This window comes from Pseudomonadota bacterium, from assembly GCA_041395565.1.
In the GTDB taxonomy this organism is placed as follows: Bacteria; Pseudomonadota; Gammaproteobacteria; order UBA9214; family UBA9214; genus UBA9214.
On record JAWLAI010000005.1, the window covers coordinates 388,078 to 404,165 of the forward strand.

Here is a 16,088-nt window from a genome sequence, read left to right on the forward strand (position 1 = left end):
CGGCCGGCGCGGCCAGGCTCAATCGTCCGATTTCACCAGCCGCAGGGCGGCACCGCTGCGCAGGCGCACGGCAGCCTCGTATTCCGCGTCTGTCATCTGGCTGCCGACGATGTTGCGCAGCAGTTCCGCATCCCGGTCGCCCTGTTCCACCGCCCTTGACAGCCAGTAGTGGGCCCGCGCCAGGTCGATGGGTACACCGCGACCTTCCGCATAGATCATGCCGAGCGCATACTGCGCATCCACCTCGCCACGCTCTGCCGCCTCCAGCACCGGCGGCACCTTGGACGGATCGTTGCGCAGCAGGATAAGGTCCTTCAGATAGTTGTTGTCGCTCATGTCTGCAATCAGCCAGGATACTTCCTGCCATGCATTTTACGCCGCACGGCGCGTGCGCGCGAACGCTGCTAAGCAGCTGTTCGCGTGGTCAAAACCCGGGCCAGCACCTGGCGGTACTCGGCCCCGAGACGCAGCAGCGTCAGTAGCCAGACCAGGCACACGGCCACCACCAGCCAGCCGAGCTCACCGGCGCCGATGCGCCATGGCAGCCACTGTGTCAGCAGCAGGATCAGCACCGATCCCAACACCTTGAACAGGCGATAGCCGAACATGTCGATCCAGGCCTTGGCCTGGAAGATGAGCACCGGCTCGATCGGTATGTACAGCAGTTCCTTCGAGGCCCGGTTGATGGAATAGGACAGGCCGCGGTCGGAGATCTTGAGAAACGCGCCGGCCTGGAGTGTGGCCTGCGTCATGTACCAGAAGCTGCCGGCCAGCACAGCCAGCGGTTGGGCGAACAGGCCGCCGAGCGCTCCCAGCCAGCGATGCACCAGCGGCGTGACCAGCAGGTTGATGCCGATGGCGACGGTGCTGAGCACACTGAAGAAGCCGCCCAGGTAAGCGGTTCGCGCCTCGCGGTCGGCGATGCTGTCCTCCACCACTTTCATGAACTGGAACTCCACCAGCGGCTCGACCATCTGCGCCAGCAACAGGATCAGTGCGATCAGAAACAGGTACCGGTGCCTGAGGATGTCACGCCAGTGGCCGCTCGCGAGCCCGCCGTGGTTGCGGACACCGGGATGCTCGGCATACAACCCGAACCGCCCCATCAATAGGGTCAGCGCCGCCAGCACCCCGATGATCGCCGCAGCGACCAGCAACAGGTCGGTCGTGTCGAGCTGCATGCGGGCGATGAACAGATTCGACATGGCGCCACCGGCCACGCCACCCAGCAGCCCGCCGGTAGCGATCAGGCCATACCAGCGTTTGCCGGCACGGGTGTCGTAGATCGTGTTGGTCAGGCTCCAGAACTGCTCGACCAGGATCACGCTCAGCATGTCGACGAAGATATAGAAGGCGAAGGCCTGCACGAATCCGCCCCGGTTGAGTTGCAGATAAAACAGCAGCAGGCAGGTGATGATCACTGCACAGGTACCGAGCACCACGTGGATCCGCGCATGACGCGCCACGAGACGGTGATAGAGACTGATGATCAGGCCCAGTGCGACCGCGGTGGCGATCCAGACGTAGGGCAGCTTGTCACTGCCCAGCGCGGTGATGAACAGCGAGCGGCTGGCCGGTTTGAGGTGATACAGGGCCGCAATAATTAGGAAGAAATTTGTGAACAACATCACAATACGGCCGATATGCTTAGTGCGAGAATCTGGCATGAGCATTGCTTTAAATTTGTGATCGGTTACCATGTAGCAGTTTTGCTTGTGATAGGGAGGACGCCTATGCTGTCGGGCACACTGAAAGCTGTCGCGCTGTCTCTGGGATTAATCTTTACAGTTCAAGCATTTTCAGCACAACTCACCTATCCGACCCTGCGCGAAGCCAAAAGTGCGACGCTGCAGACCCAACTCGAGAAGCGCCTCAAAAGACTGAATCTTGACGCTGCTGTGCGCAAGGGCGATCTCGCCGTTGCCCTCGTCGATGTGACCGATCCCCAGCACCCGCAGCTCGCCCAGGTCAACGGCGATGAAATGATGTATGCCGCGAGTCTGCCGAAGATCGCCATCCTGCTGGCGGCATGCGAGCGTATTCATGAGGGCAAGATGCAGCTCGACGATGAGACCCGTCAGCTCATGACCGACATGATCCGCTATTCCTCGAATAGCGCGGCCACGAGCCTCATCCAGAAGGTGGGGCGCAAGTATATCAATACGGTTCTGCGCTCGCCGAAATATCGTCTTTACGACACCAAGTACAACGGCGGCCTGTGGGTCGGCAAGGAATACGCGCAGGGCGTGGCCTATGAACGCGATCCCCTGCACCATCTTTCGCACGGCGCCACCGCCATCCAGGTCGCGCGCTTCTACTATCTGATGGAGACCGGACGCCTGGTATCCCCGGAACTGTCGCGGGAGATGAAGACCATCATGGGCGAACCCGGCATCAATCACAAATTCGTGAAAGGGCTGCTGAGCAGCTTTCCGGATGCGCAGATCTATCGCAAGTCGGGGAGCTGGCGCAACTGGCATGCCGACAGCGCCATCGTGGAACATGCCGGTCGCACCTACATCGCCGTCGCGCTGGCGGAAAGCCCGCAGGGTGGCGACTGGCTGAAGAATCTGATCTGCGAACTCGACGGCATCATTCTGCACCAGCCGCTGCGGACCGCAAGCCTTGCAACAGCCGGTGCACACGAGTAGCGAAGGTCTGATGCGCCACCGCTGAATTCTTCTTCAGCACGTTTGAAGTCAGCGTGACCATGTAGTAGAGCCGCGGCTCACCCGCAGGCGCCTCGACGATGACCACCGAGTTCATCAGGTTGTCGCGATTGCCCATGTACTTCTTGCACACGAAGCCCTCCTCCGCCTTGCAGCGGTAGAGCGATCCCGACTTGAAGTACAGAGCCGCTTCGTTCAGCGCCGGCGACGAGGCATAGCGGATCCGGCGCTGGGTCATGTAAAGCAGCCGCTTGATCTGCAGGCTCGACCAGGCATCGACCAGTTGCCCCTGCTCCAGCAGCAGTAGGTAGTGCATCAGCTCGCGCGTGGTGCAGATGCTGTTGGTACCCGGCACGCGGCGCTTACCTTCGGCGGTGAAGAAACTGCCCTGGCGCAGGTTCTCGACGTCGAGACCGTTGCGCGTTACCGGTTCCAGCAGGCTCTCCAGCAGCAGCTCGCTCTGCGCCTTGCGCGGGGTGTCGCGCCAGAATGCCTCTTCCTGCTCGGCCGAGACCGGATAGGCGGTCCCGAAGTGGCGCAACAGCAGCAGCTGCTTGATCACCGTGCTTGCGGCCGCATTGGAACTCGCCGACAGCATCCAGTCCAGATAGCTCCACAGATTCGCGGTGTCGCCGACGCGCAACTCCCGCCGCGGCATGCGGTTGAGCTCCGGCTTCCAGAACGGCACGTCGTGATGGTCGGTGCGGATAAAGGCGTCGGCAGTGACCTGGGTCTCCCTCAGCACGCGCTGGCGCGCCGCGAAATCTCCCGGGTAGATATCGGCCAGTGCCTGGAACACCGCCAGCGCCACCATCAGCTTGCCGACACTGCCCGGATTGCGTCGTGCCTGCGCATTGTGTTCGGCGTAGACAGGGTGATCCGGATCGCTGAGGTCGAGCACGCTGACACTGTAATATTTCGCCTCGCTGCCAAGCAGGCCGACGATCTTGCGGGTCAGGTCGGGATCCGGATCGGGCCAGCGGAAGTTCTGGTGTTGCAGCAGACGCAGCTGAACCTGCGCAGTGTCCAGCAACGCGCCCGGCTGCAACCGGTTACCGGCCACCTTGCCCTCCCGCGCGAGCCGGTAGCCCTCGAGCCTGGCGATACCAGTCTCGGGGAAGCCGTCGATGGGATAAGCCGGCACCGCACCCGTAGCAGCGGCCAGCAGCGCCGCGACCAGCCAGCGCCCCGCCCAATTATGCATACGCCGTCCTGTCATCCGTCACCTCCGCTCAAGGCATCCCGTCCGCAGTATCGCGCGCCGGCGTCGGCACTTGCAGCAGATCGACGACGGCCTGCTTGCTGCGCGTGCCGCTACGGTCGATGTCGATCAGATACTGGCTGCGCAGCGCACGCTGGCTCTCCACGAACGGGCGGATCTGGAACAGCGCAAGGTGACCGTCCCGGAAGCCGAACTCGATATCGGCCGGTGGTGCCGCCCCGCCTGGCATGGCGGGCAGCGGGAAGCGCCGCTCGATATCGTCGGCGAGTGTCCGCAGCTGCATCAGCTCGCCCGCCTCCAGCACCTGTGCCCGGCCGCTGGCCGGCACCTTGCGCATGCCGCCTGCGGGCACCGGTTCGGCGCGCAGCGGCGCCGTAGCCTGCGCGAGGAGCCGCACCGCGCCGGTGCTGCGCCGGACCCGCAGTTCCTCGGCCGCCTGCCCTTCCACCGCGCCGCCGACGCCTTCATTGACCGCGATCGACAGCCACTGGCGATCGCCGCTATCCACGTCCGCCGTAACGAGCACACCGGATTTCTCCGAGGCAAAGGTCTTGAGCAGCAGTACGGCGGGATACACATGCTCCGGTTGTTCCATATGCGCCTGGCGCCACGCGTAGGCACGCTCCGTGAATGGCGAGGCCCATACCTTCTGGATCGCGCGCACGACGGCATCGAAACCGACCACGTTGGGCAGGGTGAGGTTGAGGCCGGCGCCGCTGAAGCCTGGCAGGTCCTCGACGTTGGTATCGCTGCGCACGAACACGCCGACGTGGTCGGCATCGCCAAACGCGTTGTCCATTGCCGTGCGCAGCGCGGAGCGGAACTCCGCCCCCGGCTCCGCATCCACCAGCCATTGCCGCAGGCGCTCCAGGACGGCGCCGGTCGCAGCCTGGCGCTGCGTGCCTTCCGGCAGCGTGCGCAGTCGCGCATACTCCGCGCGCAGCCATTCGAAGACCGGGGGACCGCCCGCCTCCAGCGGCTGATCGAGCAGCGCACGGAATACCCCGAACGGAATGACCACGCCGGGATTCACGGCATCGGGATAGTAATGGCGCAGCTCGCCGAGGTTGGCGGCCTTGGGCCCGACGATACGGCCCGAATCGCTGGCGCGGATGTCTTCCAGCGACAGCGGCTGGGTCCGTGCAAGATCGAGCTTCTGCAGATCCGGCCGTATCACCACGCCGGCATCGGGATCGTCGCGTCCGAAAATCCGGTCCCAGTGCGGCCCATCGGCGGTGATCTGCACCGTCCCCTGCGGACTGACCGCAAGGACGATGCGCGCGCCGATGTGCGGTTTGAGCTGCTCGACCACCCGCTCATCCACCACGACGTTGGGAATACCGAGATTGCGCGCCAGCAGCTGCACGTGTGACAGCGAACTGCCCTCGCCGCGGGTGAGGATGCCGGCAATAGGTGGCAGTTCCGGCGTGGTCGACGGCAACAGGTAGATGCCGTCCCGCCGGAAATCCTCGCCCGGACCCGGCGCGGCCAGCAGCGCCCCGCGGCGCAGACCCGGATTGAGCGCACGCAGGCCGCCGCTGAGCCGGCGTTCGAACAGGTACTGCCGCGTCCCTGCCAGCTGCTCTGCATCCTGCAGCAGCACGTCAGCGATTCGGGTATAGGCCAGCAGCGGACTGCCGCGCAACCGGTCCGGCACAAAATGCGCGGCCAGCGGCGTGATATCCAGCCAGTGTTCGATGGTCGGGCCGAACTGGAATTCCAGGGCGCGCTGCGCCCACTGCGGCACGCGCATCAGATACTGCAACGTAGCGTGGTATTCATCGATGTCCTGCTGGTCATCCGCGATCAGCGGTTCGAGCCGCGCATCCGCCGCCTGCCATTCCCGTTCGGAGAGCAGTCCGCTGGCATACAGGGCGCCCAACAGGCTGCGCAGCCAGCTCAGGCGCGTGTGCCGGTCGGCAGCGGCTTGCTGTTCGATCAGCTGATTGGCAACCGCATAGACCTCCTGTTCCAGGGCGATATTCGCCTGCAGCAGGCGCAGCTGGTTGGGCGGACTGAGCTTGTCCCCGTTCCAGATCATGTGCCGCAGTGTCTGGGCGGCGGCGGCGGCACGGTCCAGCCGTGCCTGCAGGTCCGGTGCGCGCTGCAGCTCGGAGATAACATGATCCAGGGTCGCCGCAATCGGCCTGCTGCCCTTTTCTGACCGCAGTGCCTCGAGCTGCAGCATGGCGGTGCGCGGTGCATACAGCGTATCCAGTTCTGCGGCCAGGCGCCGGTACTTGGCCGCCAGCTCGGGCAGGCCGTCCCCTGCCGCATAGTCACGCACGCGCTGCGGGTCGCTGGCATCCGGCAGGCCGTGCAGCTTGACGCGGAGCGACTGGAAACCGGGATCGGCCTCGGCGATCTCGATGGCCAGCTGGCGCACGGTGGCGGCAACCGGCGGCTCCGCGCCCACCGGCAACAGGCGCGCGGCCTCGCGCAGCAGCAGGAATCGCGCCGGATCCTGCCAGTCCGGATCCTGCACCATGGCCAGCAGCAGCAGGCGCGCCGCCGCCCGCTCGTCCTCGACCTGCAGGGCACCGCGGTAAAAGCGCGCCTGGCGGAATACCCAGCCGTCGTCGATGAGTATCAGGAACTGTTCCAGCAACACCTGCCGCAGCTCGTCGAGCTGCGGGTAGGCACCGATGAACTTGAAGGTGTTGAGATCGGTGAGCAGGTTGGCGATGAGATAACCCTGCTCGCGTATGTTGTGCGTTTGCGCATTCCATTCGCCGTGCTGCACCCCGCCACCGTGCTCACTGCAAGCGCCTTCCTTTGGCGGCAGGATAGTGCCATCCAGACAGAACCAGCGGATGCGCGCGAACGGTCCGCGCGCGGCGTTCTTCATCCCGTCGATCCATTCGCGCATCTGCTGCAGGTCGAGCCGGACTGGCTCAGCGCCCGCGAGTGGTGCCGCCAACAGGGACAGCAGCAGCGCGAACAGCGCTGCCTGCGGACGTAAGTGGGGGCGTGATTGCAGCTGCATGTTCGGCATGGTCAGGTTCGCGCCACTGCGGTTGCTGACAGTGGGTGTATCGCGTGGGGAATCGGGTGCTATCGGTCGCTGGAGCGGTCGGGTCTGGTCGGGTTATTGCAGTACGAATAACACTTTAGCGGGTTGTGCCACACTCATGCAAACCGCGCCTGCGCGGCGGACGGCGAGACCCCGCGAGCGTCCGGGACCGCCTCGCGTTCTGCAGGCCAGCCTCATGATTGGCAAGACAATTCCGGCTCTGGCCCGCAGACGCGCCGGGTCACCGCAATTCGCCGAAGTAGTCGTAGACATGGTTCACATCATAGTTGCCATCGCCATCCGCGTCATATTCGGCGGCGACCAGCTTGCCCCGATGAAACAGCTGGCGGGCACCGCGCCGGTCGGCACCCGCGCCGCTGATGACGAGTTCCGCGAGTCTGCCGTAGCGGTAGATGGAGCGGTGATCGACATGTCCGTCCTGGTCGAGATCCGCCTCGCCGGCGGCCAACTCGCCGTCGACGTAGCTGTAGCGCGCCTCGAACACGCCGTCGAAATCGTCATCGTACTCCGCCGCCTTCTCCAGTCCACGGCGGTCGTAGTACTTGATGGCATCGGCGGCGCCATCGAGATTGCGGTCGGATTCCGTCCGGCTCAACCTGTTGTCCCGGTAGAACCGGCGCACGTCCAGCACCCCGTCGCCGTCGGTATCGACGCCGCCCTCGGTCACCGGGCTATGGTATGCCCAGAACATCATGCCGCCGCCGGCAATGCAGCCCAGGAGAAATCCCGTCAGACCGGCTGACGACTTGCGTGCGGGCACCGTTTCGCCCGTTACCTGCGTGGCTTCCCATGCCGCGATGACCTGCCGCGCGCGCACCGCATCCGCATCGTCCACCATGACCCGCACCAGATTGAGCGCCTGCAGCTCCCCCACCGCGCCCGGCAGGTATTCGCCGTCCACTCTCCCGCCGATCCCCTGCTGTTCGAGCAGGTTCAGCACCATGTACGCATCGAGCGCGGTCGGCGCCTCATAGACGCTTTGCATGCCTGCCATCACTGTTCCGGTTCGCCGGCATTCACTCGCCCTTCCAGAACACATGGTAAAGGTCGTGGCGGCGGTCACGCAGGTTTTTTACCGTGCCGCTGTTGCGGGCATCGAGCAGTGTCGCCGGTCGCAGATCGGCGATCGCTACCATTTCCGTGTTCGGCGTGGTATCGGCCGCGACGCCGTCGCGCGCAAACGGCAGGTCGCAGGGCGTAAGTATGCAGCTCTGAGCATACTGGATATCCATGTTCTCCACATTGGGAAGATTGCCGCAGTTGCCGGCCATCACGACGTACACCTGGTTTTCCACCGCGCGCGCCTGACAGCAATAGCGCACGCGCAGGTAGCTCTGGCGCTCGTCGGTACAGAACGGCACGAACAGGATCTGCGCGCCCTGGTCGGTGAGGTGGCGCGCAAGCTCCGGAAATTCCGCGTCGTAGCAGATCAGCACCCCGATCGGTCCGCAATCGGTCTGAATCACGTCCAGCTCGCTGCCGCCCTCGATGTTCCACCACCATGACTCGTTCGGTGTGGGGTGGATCTTGGCCTGGCGGTAGACGGCGCCGTCACGCAGGAACACGTAGGCGATGTTTTCCACGCGACCGTTGGGCATGTGCGTCGGATGCGAACCGCCGATGATGTTGATATTGTAGCGCAGCGCGAGATCGCGCATGGCCTCGGTATATTGCGGTGTATACCGGGTCAGCGCCTCGATGGCCTGCACCGGCGTGAGCTTCTGCGATTCCATGGACAGCAGCTGGAGCGTGAACATCTCGGGAAACACGACGAAGTCGCCCCTGTAGTCGGCGACCACGTCGACGAAGTAGCGCACGATATCAATGAACTCCTCGAACGACTGCACGCGCCGCTGCTTGTACTGCACCGCGCCGACCCGGATACTGTCGGGCAGTCGTTCGCCATAGCGCTTTTCCGGCGCGGCCGTTTCCTGCACCGGCACCTTGGGATTGCGCCACACCATGTGTATGCCGTAACCCAGCGACTGCCGGTCCGCGTCCAGGTAGTGCGGGATGATGCCGATGACCTCGAAGCCGTTGCGCAACTGGAAGGACAGCACCGGGTCGCGCAGTTTCTTGTTGCGGACCGCGTCCACATAGCCTTCGACCGAACCGAAGCGCTTGATGCGCTGCGCCAGCGTGGGCAACCGGCCCGCGAACACGATACCCCTGAGACCGAGGTCCTGCGCCAGCCGCTTGCGGGCGTTGTACAGGCGCTGCCCGATACGGTAGCCACGGAAGTCCGGATCGACACACACCTCCATGCCGTAGAGCCATTCGCCGTGCGGATCGTGCGTTGAGGCATAGCCGTTGCCGGTGATCTCGCCCCAGGTGTGCGGCTTCATGCAGTCCTGCTCGCGTACCCGCAGTGTTGCGCAGTACCCCACGATCCGTTCACCCGCGGAGACCACGAACTGGCCGGTAGGGAAATGGTTTAGCTGGCCGGTCAGCATCGGTTCGGAATGGCCGTACATGCCGGTGTCGCGGTATACGCGCGCGGTCAACGCGGCGATCTGCGGTATGTCCTCACGCCGGGCATTGCGCACCGCGAGCTGCAGTTTCGGATTGGCGAGCGGGTTGTCTTGCTTGCTCATGGTGACACGGTCCTGTGGAAGCGGTTTTCATACGTTAGTGAACCGGTTCGGGCTTTACAAGCGCGGTCTGCACCCGGCGCCGCCAGCAGCCATCTCATGGTTCCGTGCGGTCGCGATCGCCGAGAATCTTGAGATAGGTGCTAGTGCAATACGGCCAGCAGTTGGTCGATCATGCCCTCTGCCTGGCCGCGATAGCCGCCACCGAACAGGTTGAGATGATTGAGTATGTGGTAGAGGTTGTACAGCGTCTTGCGCTCGGCATAGCCAGCATCCAGCGGCCAGGCTGCCTCATAGGCGGTGTAGAACGCGCCGCCGAAACCGCCGAACAGTTCGGTCATCGCGATATCGGTCTCGCGGTCGCCGTAATAAACCGCCGGATCGAAGATCGCCGGTTCGCCGGCCTGCGTGTAGGCATGATTGCCGCCCCAGAGGTCGCCATGCAGCAGCGACGCCACCGGCGTATAGCCGTCGAACAGTGCGTGGAAGCGCGCCAGCAGCAACTCGCCCCGCGCCTGCAGCCGGCCGCCATGCCCGTGCTGTGCCGCCAGCTCGAGCTGGAAACGCAGACGCTGTTCACGCCAGAACGCGACCCAGTCGTCGCCGGGCATATTGCGCTGGGGCGTCGATCCGATGGTATTGTCGCGTTCCCAGCCGTAACGGTCGTGGGTGATGCGATGCATGGCGGCCAGGCCCGCGCCCAGCGCCCGCGCGTCGCCGCGCCCGCCCAGCGGCAGGTATTCCAGCACCAGCCAGGCCGAGCGCGTATCGCTGCCGTGGCAGACCGGCTCCGGGATCCGCAGCGCCCGGCACTGGCGCAGCGCCGCCAGACCCGCCGCCTCGGCGGCGAACATGTGCGCCTGGCGCGCACTGTTGAGCTTCACGAAATAATCGGTCGTGCCGTAGCGGATCCGGCTCGCCGCGTTGATGCAGCCGCCGCCGATGGCGCCCTGCTGCTCGAGCCGCGCCTCGACGCCGGTCGCCGCGGCGATGTCCCGCGCGATGTTCTCCCAAAGCGACATCTATCACTACCCAGCTGAAATCATCCGGAGTAAGAATCATACCGAAATACCTGGCGCGCGCAAGACTCGCGGATGCGGTCCGCTCCTACAGGTGGCGGTCACTCATGCCGCTCGTCACATGGCCGGAGACTGCGGCAACTCCTGCTGCGCTTCCTGCCGGGGGTATGATTCGATTTCCTGGCGCCTTTGCCTCTTTGCGCGACAGCGTCATCCCAGCGTCCGCACCAGCCGTGCCGCGGTCGTGCGGCCGAGGCCGAGCGCCGCGCAAGCCGCCGTGACGGATTCCGCATCCACCCGGCGCCGTGCGACGTCGCCCACGCCGGCCCTGAGCCCGGGGTCGATGGCGACACCGGTCAGCGCGCGCGCCAGCAGCGCCGTGTCGCGGTGTTCCTCCAGCAGGCGCTGCACCCGCGCGGCACCACGCAGCGGCAGTGCCGCGACACGTCCCAGGTTGTCGAAGAGCGCATCCAGCGTACCGAACGCATCGAGCAGCGCGGCGGCGGTCTGCACCGATCCCCGGCACGCCGGGGATGTTGTCCACCGCATCGCCGGTCAGGGCCAGCCAGTCCGCGACCTGTTCCGCATCCACCCCCAGCCAGTCGCGCACGGCAGCGTGAGGATGCCGGCGATCGCGCGCGTAATCCCAGAGCACATCCCCCGGCGCGAGCACCTGGGCGAGATCCTTGTCTGCACTCAGGATGACCGCGGCGAAGCCGCGCGGACGCAGTCGCATTGCCAGCGTGGCGATCAGGTCGTCGGCCTCGAAACGGGCGCTGGAGTACGCCGCGATACCGAGCGCCTCCACCAGCGTGCGGCAGTAGCCGAACTGCTGTTTCAGCTCCGCGGGCGGCGACTCGCGGTTGGCCTTGTAGGGCGGATAGATCTCGTTGCGGAACGAGGTGGTGAGCGATTCATCGAACACCACCGCCAGGTGCTGCGGTGTTGCCTGCTCGAGCACACCGCCGAGGAAACCGGCGAAGCCGTGCAGTGCGTTGATCGGTTCGCCGGCCGCATTGGCCAGCGTGACGGGCAGTGAATGGTAGGCGCGAAAGACGTAGATACTGGCGTCGACCAGGTAGACGCAGCGCCGCTCGCCGGTCACCGCGCTCAGCCGTTGCGTGCCAGACGCTCGTGCAGCGGACTGCTGCGCGGAAAGTGCGCGCGCAGGAACTCCATCTGGTCGGCCAGCACGCGCCGCCCCTGCAGGTAGATGTACTCGGCGTGGGTCGGCGTGAACGGCACGGCCAGCAACTGCAGGCCGGCCTGCTCGGGCGTGCGCCCGGCCTTGTGGTTGTTGCAGCGCCGGCAGGCCGTGACCACGTTGGTCCAGGTATCCTGGCCGCCCTGGATGACCGGCGTCACGTGATCGCGCGACAGGTCGCGCTCGGGGAAGGCCTCGCCGCAGTACAGGCACAGGCTGGAATCGCGCCGGAACAGCGCCGGATTGTTGAGCGGAGGCACGTAGGCCGCGCGCAGCTTGAGCAGCTCGCGGTTGCGGCCGTGGGTGGCAATGATGGAATTGACCTCGATGACGCTCTGCCTGCCGGTGCGGGCCGAAATACCGCCCCTTACCCGGTACAGCAGGGTACCGCAGGTGTAGGCCACCTGTTCGAGGTGATAGAGCCGCACCGCGTCCGGTAGCCGATCCACTCCAGCGGCATCCCGGAGACATCGGTGCGCAGCACCTGATGCGAGAAATCAACCATGCCACTACCCCGCAGACAGTCCGGCAATACCCCCCGGCGCCTGCAAACCCTTGGACTGGTATTTTTTTGACTGGCCGGAAGCCTAGCATGTTCAATCTAACCGCACCAGACTGGGGCGCATGCCACCCGGGATCGGTTTTACTGCACTGGCCGTTCCAGTAATATGACTGCCCGCGAATAATCACTACGGGGGCAGATCACCACCATGGCCGAGAAGCTGACCTTCCGCCGTTTCAACGACGACGACCATACCTGGAAGCGCTGGAGCGAGGACATCTTCAACGAGGATACGTCCTACAAGTGCCCCACCTACGTTCACCGCACCCCGCCCTGCCAGGGCAGCTGCCCCTCCGGCGAGGATATCCGCGGCTGGCTGCAGATCGTGCGCGGCATCGAAAAACCGCCGGCCGGCGTGCCCTGGCAGGAATACGCCTTCCGCCGCTCCACGGATGCCAACCCCTTCCCGGCCATCATGGGCCGGGTCTGTCCGGCACCCTGCCAGGAAGGCTGCAACCGCAACGAGGTGGAGGACTTCGTCGGCATCAACTCGGTCGAGCAGTTCATCGGCGACCACGCCCTGGCCGCGCAGCTGACCTTTGCGCGCCCGGCCCGGGAATCCGGCAAAAAGGTCGCCATCGTCGGCGGCGGCGTGGCCGGGCTGGCGGCCGCCTACCAGTTGCGCCGGCTCGGGCACGGCGCCACCATCTTCGACGAACGCGCCGAGCTGGGTGGCATGACCCGCTACGGCATACCGGGCTACCGCATGCCGCGCGATGTGATGGACGGCGAGATCCGGCGCATCCTCGACATGGGCGTGGCAACGCGCATGAATACCCGCATCGGCCGCGACATCAGTTTCGAGGCACTGGAGGCAGAGTACGACGCCATCCTGCTGGCCATCGGCGCCCAGCAGGGCCGCACCCTCGACATCCCAGGCGGCGAGGCGCCCAACTGCGTGAGCGGCGTGGCCTTCCTGGCCGCGTTCAACGAAGGCCGCATGCAGCACACCGCGAAAAAGGTGGTGGTCATCGGTGGTGGCGACACCGCCATGGACGTCGTCTCGGTGGCGCGCCGCCTCGGCCATATCAAGACCCCGCACGAGAACGACCGTCCGGAGGCCGTGATCCGCAACCATACCGCGCACGACGTCGCCGCCACCGCCAGCCGCGAGGGTTCCGAGGTCCTGCTGATCTACCGCCGTCCGCTCGAGAGCATGCCGGCGGCCGAACACGAACGCATCACGGCGAAAAAGGAAGGTATCGAACTGCGCGGCAACCTGGCACCCAAGGCACTCGTGCTCGGCCCGGACGGGCGCGCCACGGCACTGCGCGTGATCGAGGTCGACTGGAGCAGCGGCAAGATGGTCGAGCAGGAAGGCTCGGAATTTGACATCGAGTGCGACCTGGTCGTACCGGCCGTGGGCCAGTCCGGCGACATGAGCGGACTGGAACGGTTCGACAATGGCCGCGGCCTGATCGATGCCGACGCCTTTTTCCAGTTGCCGGACAAGCCCGGCTACTTTGCCTGCGGCGATATCGTTCGTCCGCACCTGCTGACCACCGCCATCGGCCAGGCCGCCGTGACGGCGGACAGCATCGACCGCTACCTGCGCCACGCCGAAAGCGGCCGCCGCCCCAAGGTTGATGTGCATCACTTCAACCTGCTGGAGAAGCTGCGCGAAACCAGTATGGCGCCGGCGGAATACCCGCACACCCAGGAGTGGGGTACGGACAACGCGGCCTTTGCCGTGCACAACTACGAGGACCGCTCGCAAAGCGAGATCATCTCGCACGAGATGCTCTATCTCGGACACTTCCCCTACACCCCGCGCCACCAGCGGGTCGAGACCGGGGTCGGTGCCGACGAGGTGCTCGGCCACTTCGAGGAACGCTTCCGCGGCCTCGAGGAGCCGCAGGCGCAGGCCGAAGCGGAACGCTGCATGAGCTGCGGCATGTGCTTCGAATGCGACAACTGCGTGATCTACTGCCCGCAGGATGCCGTCCAGCGCACCCCCAGGGAGCACGCCACCATGGGCCGCTACGTCTACACCGACTACAGCCGCTGCATCGGCTGCCACATCTGCGCCGAGGTCTGCCCGACGGGCTACATCAACATGGGCATGGGCGCCTGACCCGGGCATGGCAAAGGGCCGGATACAATTTTCCCGGAGCGCGGTATCCGGCCCCACTGTTGCCGCGCACGCCCGCGTCCGCGGACCCAGGGTTTCCCGCCCGGACGGGATGGGGTCTTAAAGTAATTGCGCCCGGCGTCGATACACTCATCCGCGCGCCCGGTGTAAGTAATCACTTGATATTACTGCAGTCTGCCCGCGCAAACCGGTGCGAAAAATTGTGAAGCAACGCACTTTTCTTTGCGCCATAATTGGGTTAATATTCCCAAATCCTGCCAGGACGACGCCTGAGCGCGACCGCCCGGGCAGGACCTGAACAACCTGACAACCTGTACTTGCCCCGGGCCGTAGGCACGACAAGTCGCATCGGAGATCGCTATGCCGATACGTATTGCCGTGCCCCACGAAATCACTCCCGGTGAGCGCCGCGTCGCGCTCGTCCCCTCCGTCGCCGAACAGCTCGCCAAGCAGGGCGTGCAGATCAGTCTGCAGGCCGGTGCCGGCAGCGCGGCGTATTACCGCGACCATGACTACACCGCGGTGGAGATCGTCCACGACCGGGCCGCCCTGCTCGGCTCTGCCGACATCGTCCTGACGGTCGATCCGCTGGTGCCGGAGGACGTGGCCCTGCTGCGCGAGGGCGCCATGGTTATCGGATTCCTGCATCCGCACGAGTACGACGACCGCATCCGCGCCCTGCGCGACCGCAACATCACCGGCTTTGCGATGGAACTGGTCCCGCGCATCTCGCGCGCCCAGAACATGGACGCGCTGTCCTCGCAGGCCTCGATCGGCGGTTACAAGGCCGCGCTGATGGCGGCGAACCGCACCGCGCGCTTCTTCCCCATGCTGACCACTGCCGCCGGCACCATCCGGCCGGCCAAGGTGCTGATCATCGGCGTCGGCGTGGCCGGCCTGCAGGCGATCGCCACGGCCAAGCGGCTCGGCGCCATGGTCGAGGCCTACGACGTGCGCCCGGAAACGCGCGAGCAGGTCGAATCGCTCGGCGCCAAGTTCGTCGACGTGAAGGTCAGCGCGGTCGGCGCAGGCGGCTACGCCCGCGAACTCACCGCGGAAGAAAAGGCGCAGGAGATGGAGATCCTGGCCGAGCACGTCGCGCAGGCCGATGCCATCATCTCGACCGCCGGCGTACCCGGCCGGCCGGCGCCGAAGATCATCACCACCGCGATGGTCGAGCAGATGAAGCCCGGCGCGGTGATCATCGACCTGGCCGCCTACAGCGGCGGCAACTGCGAACTGACCATTCCGGGCGAATCCTTCGGTCATGAGCTGGTCATGATCTACGGCCCGCTCAATGTGCCCGCGATGATGCCGGTCCATGCCAGCGAAATGTACGCCAAGAACCTCTACAACTTCCTGTCGCTGATTGTCCACGACGGGGAGATCAAGCCTGATTGGGAAGACGAGATCGTCGCGGCCAGCGTGCTGACCCGCGACGGGAAGATCCAGCACGAACTCACCCGGCAGCGGGTCGAAGGAGGCCAGGCATGATCGCCGGAATGACTGCACTCTACATCTTCATGCTCGCGGCCTTCACCGGCTACGAGATCATCAGCCGGGTCCCGGTCATCCTGCACACCCCGCTCATGTCCGGCTCCAACTTCGTGCACGGCATCGTGCTGGTCGGCGCCATGGTCGCCATGGGACACGCCCACACCCCGCTCGAGCAGGTCATCGGCTTTCTCGGCGTGA

At 65.3% G+C, this 16,088-nt stretch carries 12 protein-coding genes and 2 pseudogenes; 4 read left to right on the forward strand and 10 right to left on the reverse strand.

The genetic code is table 11. The annotated features are described in order from the left end of the window. Positions 1–18: 18 nt before the first annotated feature. Both R3F42_09690 and R3F42_09695 read right to left on the reverse strand, forming a co-directional pair. Positions 19–336: a sel1 repeat family protein gene (locus tag R3F42_09690; protein MEZ5542306.1), complete on the reverse strand. Its 318-nt coding sequence runs from the start codon at positions 334–336 to the stop codon at positions 19–21. 68 nt (positions 337–404) lie between these two features. Next, positions 405–1,628, reverse strand: coding sequence for an Npt1/Npt2 family nucleotide transporter (locus tag R3F42_09695; GenBank protein MEZ5542307.1), 1,224 nt, complete (start codon positions 1,626–1,628; stop codon positions 405–407). A 105-nt stretch (positions 1,629–1,733) separates the two neighbouring features. Between R3F42_09695 and R3F42_09700 the strand changes: the two genes are divergently transcribed. Beyond that, on the forward strand, positions 1,734–2,651 hold the full coding sequence (locus R3F42_09700; GenBank protein ID MEZ5542308.1) for a serine hydrolase: 918 nt from the start codon (positions 1,734–1,736) through the stop codon (positions 2,649–2,651). On the opposite strand, the gene R3F42_09705 is transcribed toward R3F42_09700, so the two are convergent. The 8 genes and pseudogenes from R3F42_09705 to R3F42_09740 form a co-directional block, all read right to left on the reverse strand. Next, positions 2,593–3,873: a serine hydrolase gene (locus R3F42_09705; protein ID MEZ5542309.1), complete on the reverse strand. Its 1,281-nt coding sequence runs from the start codon at positions 3,871–3,873 to the stop codon at positions 2,593–2,595. The genes R3F42_09700 and R3F42_09705 overlap by 59 nt on opposite strands. Positions 3,874–3,901: 28 nt before the next feature. After that, complete coding sequence (locus R3F42_09710) at positions 3,902–6,886, reverse strand: PEP/pyruvate-binding domain-containing protein (GenBank protein ID MEZ5542310.1); 2,985 nt, start codon at positions 6,884–6,886, stop codon at positions 3,902–3,904. A 259-nt stretch (positions 6,887–7,145) separates the two neighbouring features. Further along, positions 7,146–7,919, reverse strand: a complete 774-nt coding sequence (locus tag R3F42_09715; protein ID MEZ5542311.1) for a DUF2007 domain-containing protein — start codon at positions 7,917–7,919, stop codon at positions 7,146–7,148. Positions 7,920–7,941: 22 nt separating this feature from the next. Beyond that, positions 7,942–9,519: a GNAT family N-acetyltransferase gene (locus R3F42_09720; GenBank protein ID MEZ5542312.1), complete on the reverse strand. Its 1,578-nt coding sequence runs from the start codon at positions 9,517–9,519 to the stop codon at positions 7,942–7,944. A 140-nt stretch (positions 9,520–9,659) separates the two neighbouring features. Next, on the reverse strand, positions 9,660–10,538 hold the full coding sequence (locus R3F42_09725; GenBank protein ID MEZ5542313.1) for a fructosamine kinase family protein: 879 nt from the start codon (positions 10,536–10,538) through the stop codon (positions 9,660–9,662). Between the two features lie 207 nt (positions 10,539–10,745). Then, the gene (locus R3F42_09730; protein MEZ5542314.1) at positions 10,746–11,048 is read right to left on the reverse strand and encodes a hypothetical protein; all 303 of its coding nucleotides are present in this window, start codon (positions 11,046–11,048) and stop codon (positions 10,746–10,748) included. A 208-nt stretch (positions 11,049–11,256) separates the two neighbouring features. Further along, positions 11,257–11,640 (reverse strand): annotated as a pseudogene (locus R3F42_09735) (hypothetical protein). Positions 11,641–11,645: 5 nt separating this feature from the next. Beyond that, a pseudogene (locus R3F42_09740) lies at positions 11,646–12,244 on the reverse strand (HNH endonuclease). Between the two features lie 205 nt (positions 12,245–12,449). On the opposite strand from R3F42_09740, the gene R3F42_09745 reads away from it, so the two are divergent. The 3 genes from R3F42_09745 to R3F42_09755 form a co-directional block, all read left to right on the forward strand. Further along, positions 12,450–14,375: an NAD(P)-binding protein gene (locus tag R3F42_09745; protein ID MEZ5542315.1), complete on the forward strand. Its 1,926-nt coding sequence runs from the start codon at positions 12,450–12,452 to the stop codon at positions 14,373–14,375. 378 nt (positions 14,376–14,753) lie between these two features. Then, the gene (locus R3F42_09750; GenBank protein ID MEZ5542316.1) at positions 14,754–15,887 is read left to right on the forward strand and encodes a Re/Si-specific NAD(P)(+) transhydrogenase subunit alpha; all 1,134 of its coding nucleotides are present in this window, start codon (positions 14,754–14,756) and stop codon (positions 15,885–15,887) included. Then, positions 15,884–16,088 (forward strand): proton-translocating transhydrogenase family protein (locus R3F42_09755; GenBank protein MEZ5542317.1); only part of this gene is annotated, 205 nt, incomplete at its 3' end. The genes R3F42_09750 and R3F42_09755, both read left to right, overlap by 4 nt.

Excerpts from the sequence above, each read along its gene's own strand:
- R3F42_09715 (MEZ5542311.1), bottom strand. The coding sequence starts at position 7,919 with ATGGCAGGCATGCAAAGCGTCTATGAGGCGCCGACCGCGCTCGATGCG.
- R3F42_09705 (MEZ5542309.1), bottom strand. The coding sequence starts at position 3,873 with ATGCATAATTGGGCGGGGCGCTGGCTGGTCGCGGCGCTGCTGGCCGCT.
- R3F42_09725 (MEZ5542313.1), bottom strand. The coding sequence starts at position 10,538 with ATGTCGCTTTGGGAGAACATCGCGCGGGACATCGCCGCGGCGACCGGC.
- R3F42_09690 (MEZ5542306.1), bottom strand. The coding sequence starts at position 336 with ATGAGCGACAACAACTATCTGAAGGACCTTATCCTGCTGCGCAACGAT.
- R3F42_09745 (MEZ5542315.1), top strand. The coding sequence starts at position 12,450 with ATGGCCGAGAAGCTGACCTTCCGCCGTTTCAACGACGACGACCATACC.
- R3F42_09700 (MEZ5542308.1), top strand. The coding sequence starts at position 1,734 with ATGCTGTCGGGCACACTGAAAGCTGTCGCGCTGTCTCTGGGATTAATC.
- R3F42_09710 (MEZ5542310.1), bottom strand. The coding sequence starts at position 6,886 with ATGCCGAACATGCAGCTGCAATCACGCCCCCACTTACGTCCGCAGGCA.
- R3F42_09695 (MEZ5542307.1), bottom strand. The coding sequence starts at position 1,628 with ATGTTGTTCACAAATTTCTTCCTAATTATTGCGGCCCTGTATCACCTC.
- R3F42_09720 (MEZ5542312.1), bottom strand. The coding sequence starts at position 9,519 with ATGAGCAAGCAAGACAACCCGCTCGCCAATCCGAAACTGCAGCTCGCG.
- R3F42_09750 (MEZ5542316.1), top strand. The coding sequence starts at position 14,754 with ATGCCGATACGTATTGCCGTGCCCCACGAAATCACTCCCGGTGAGCGC.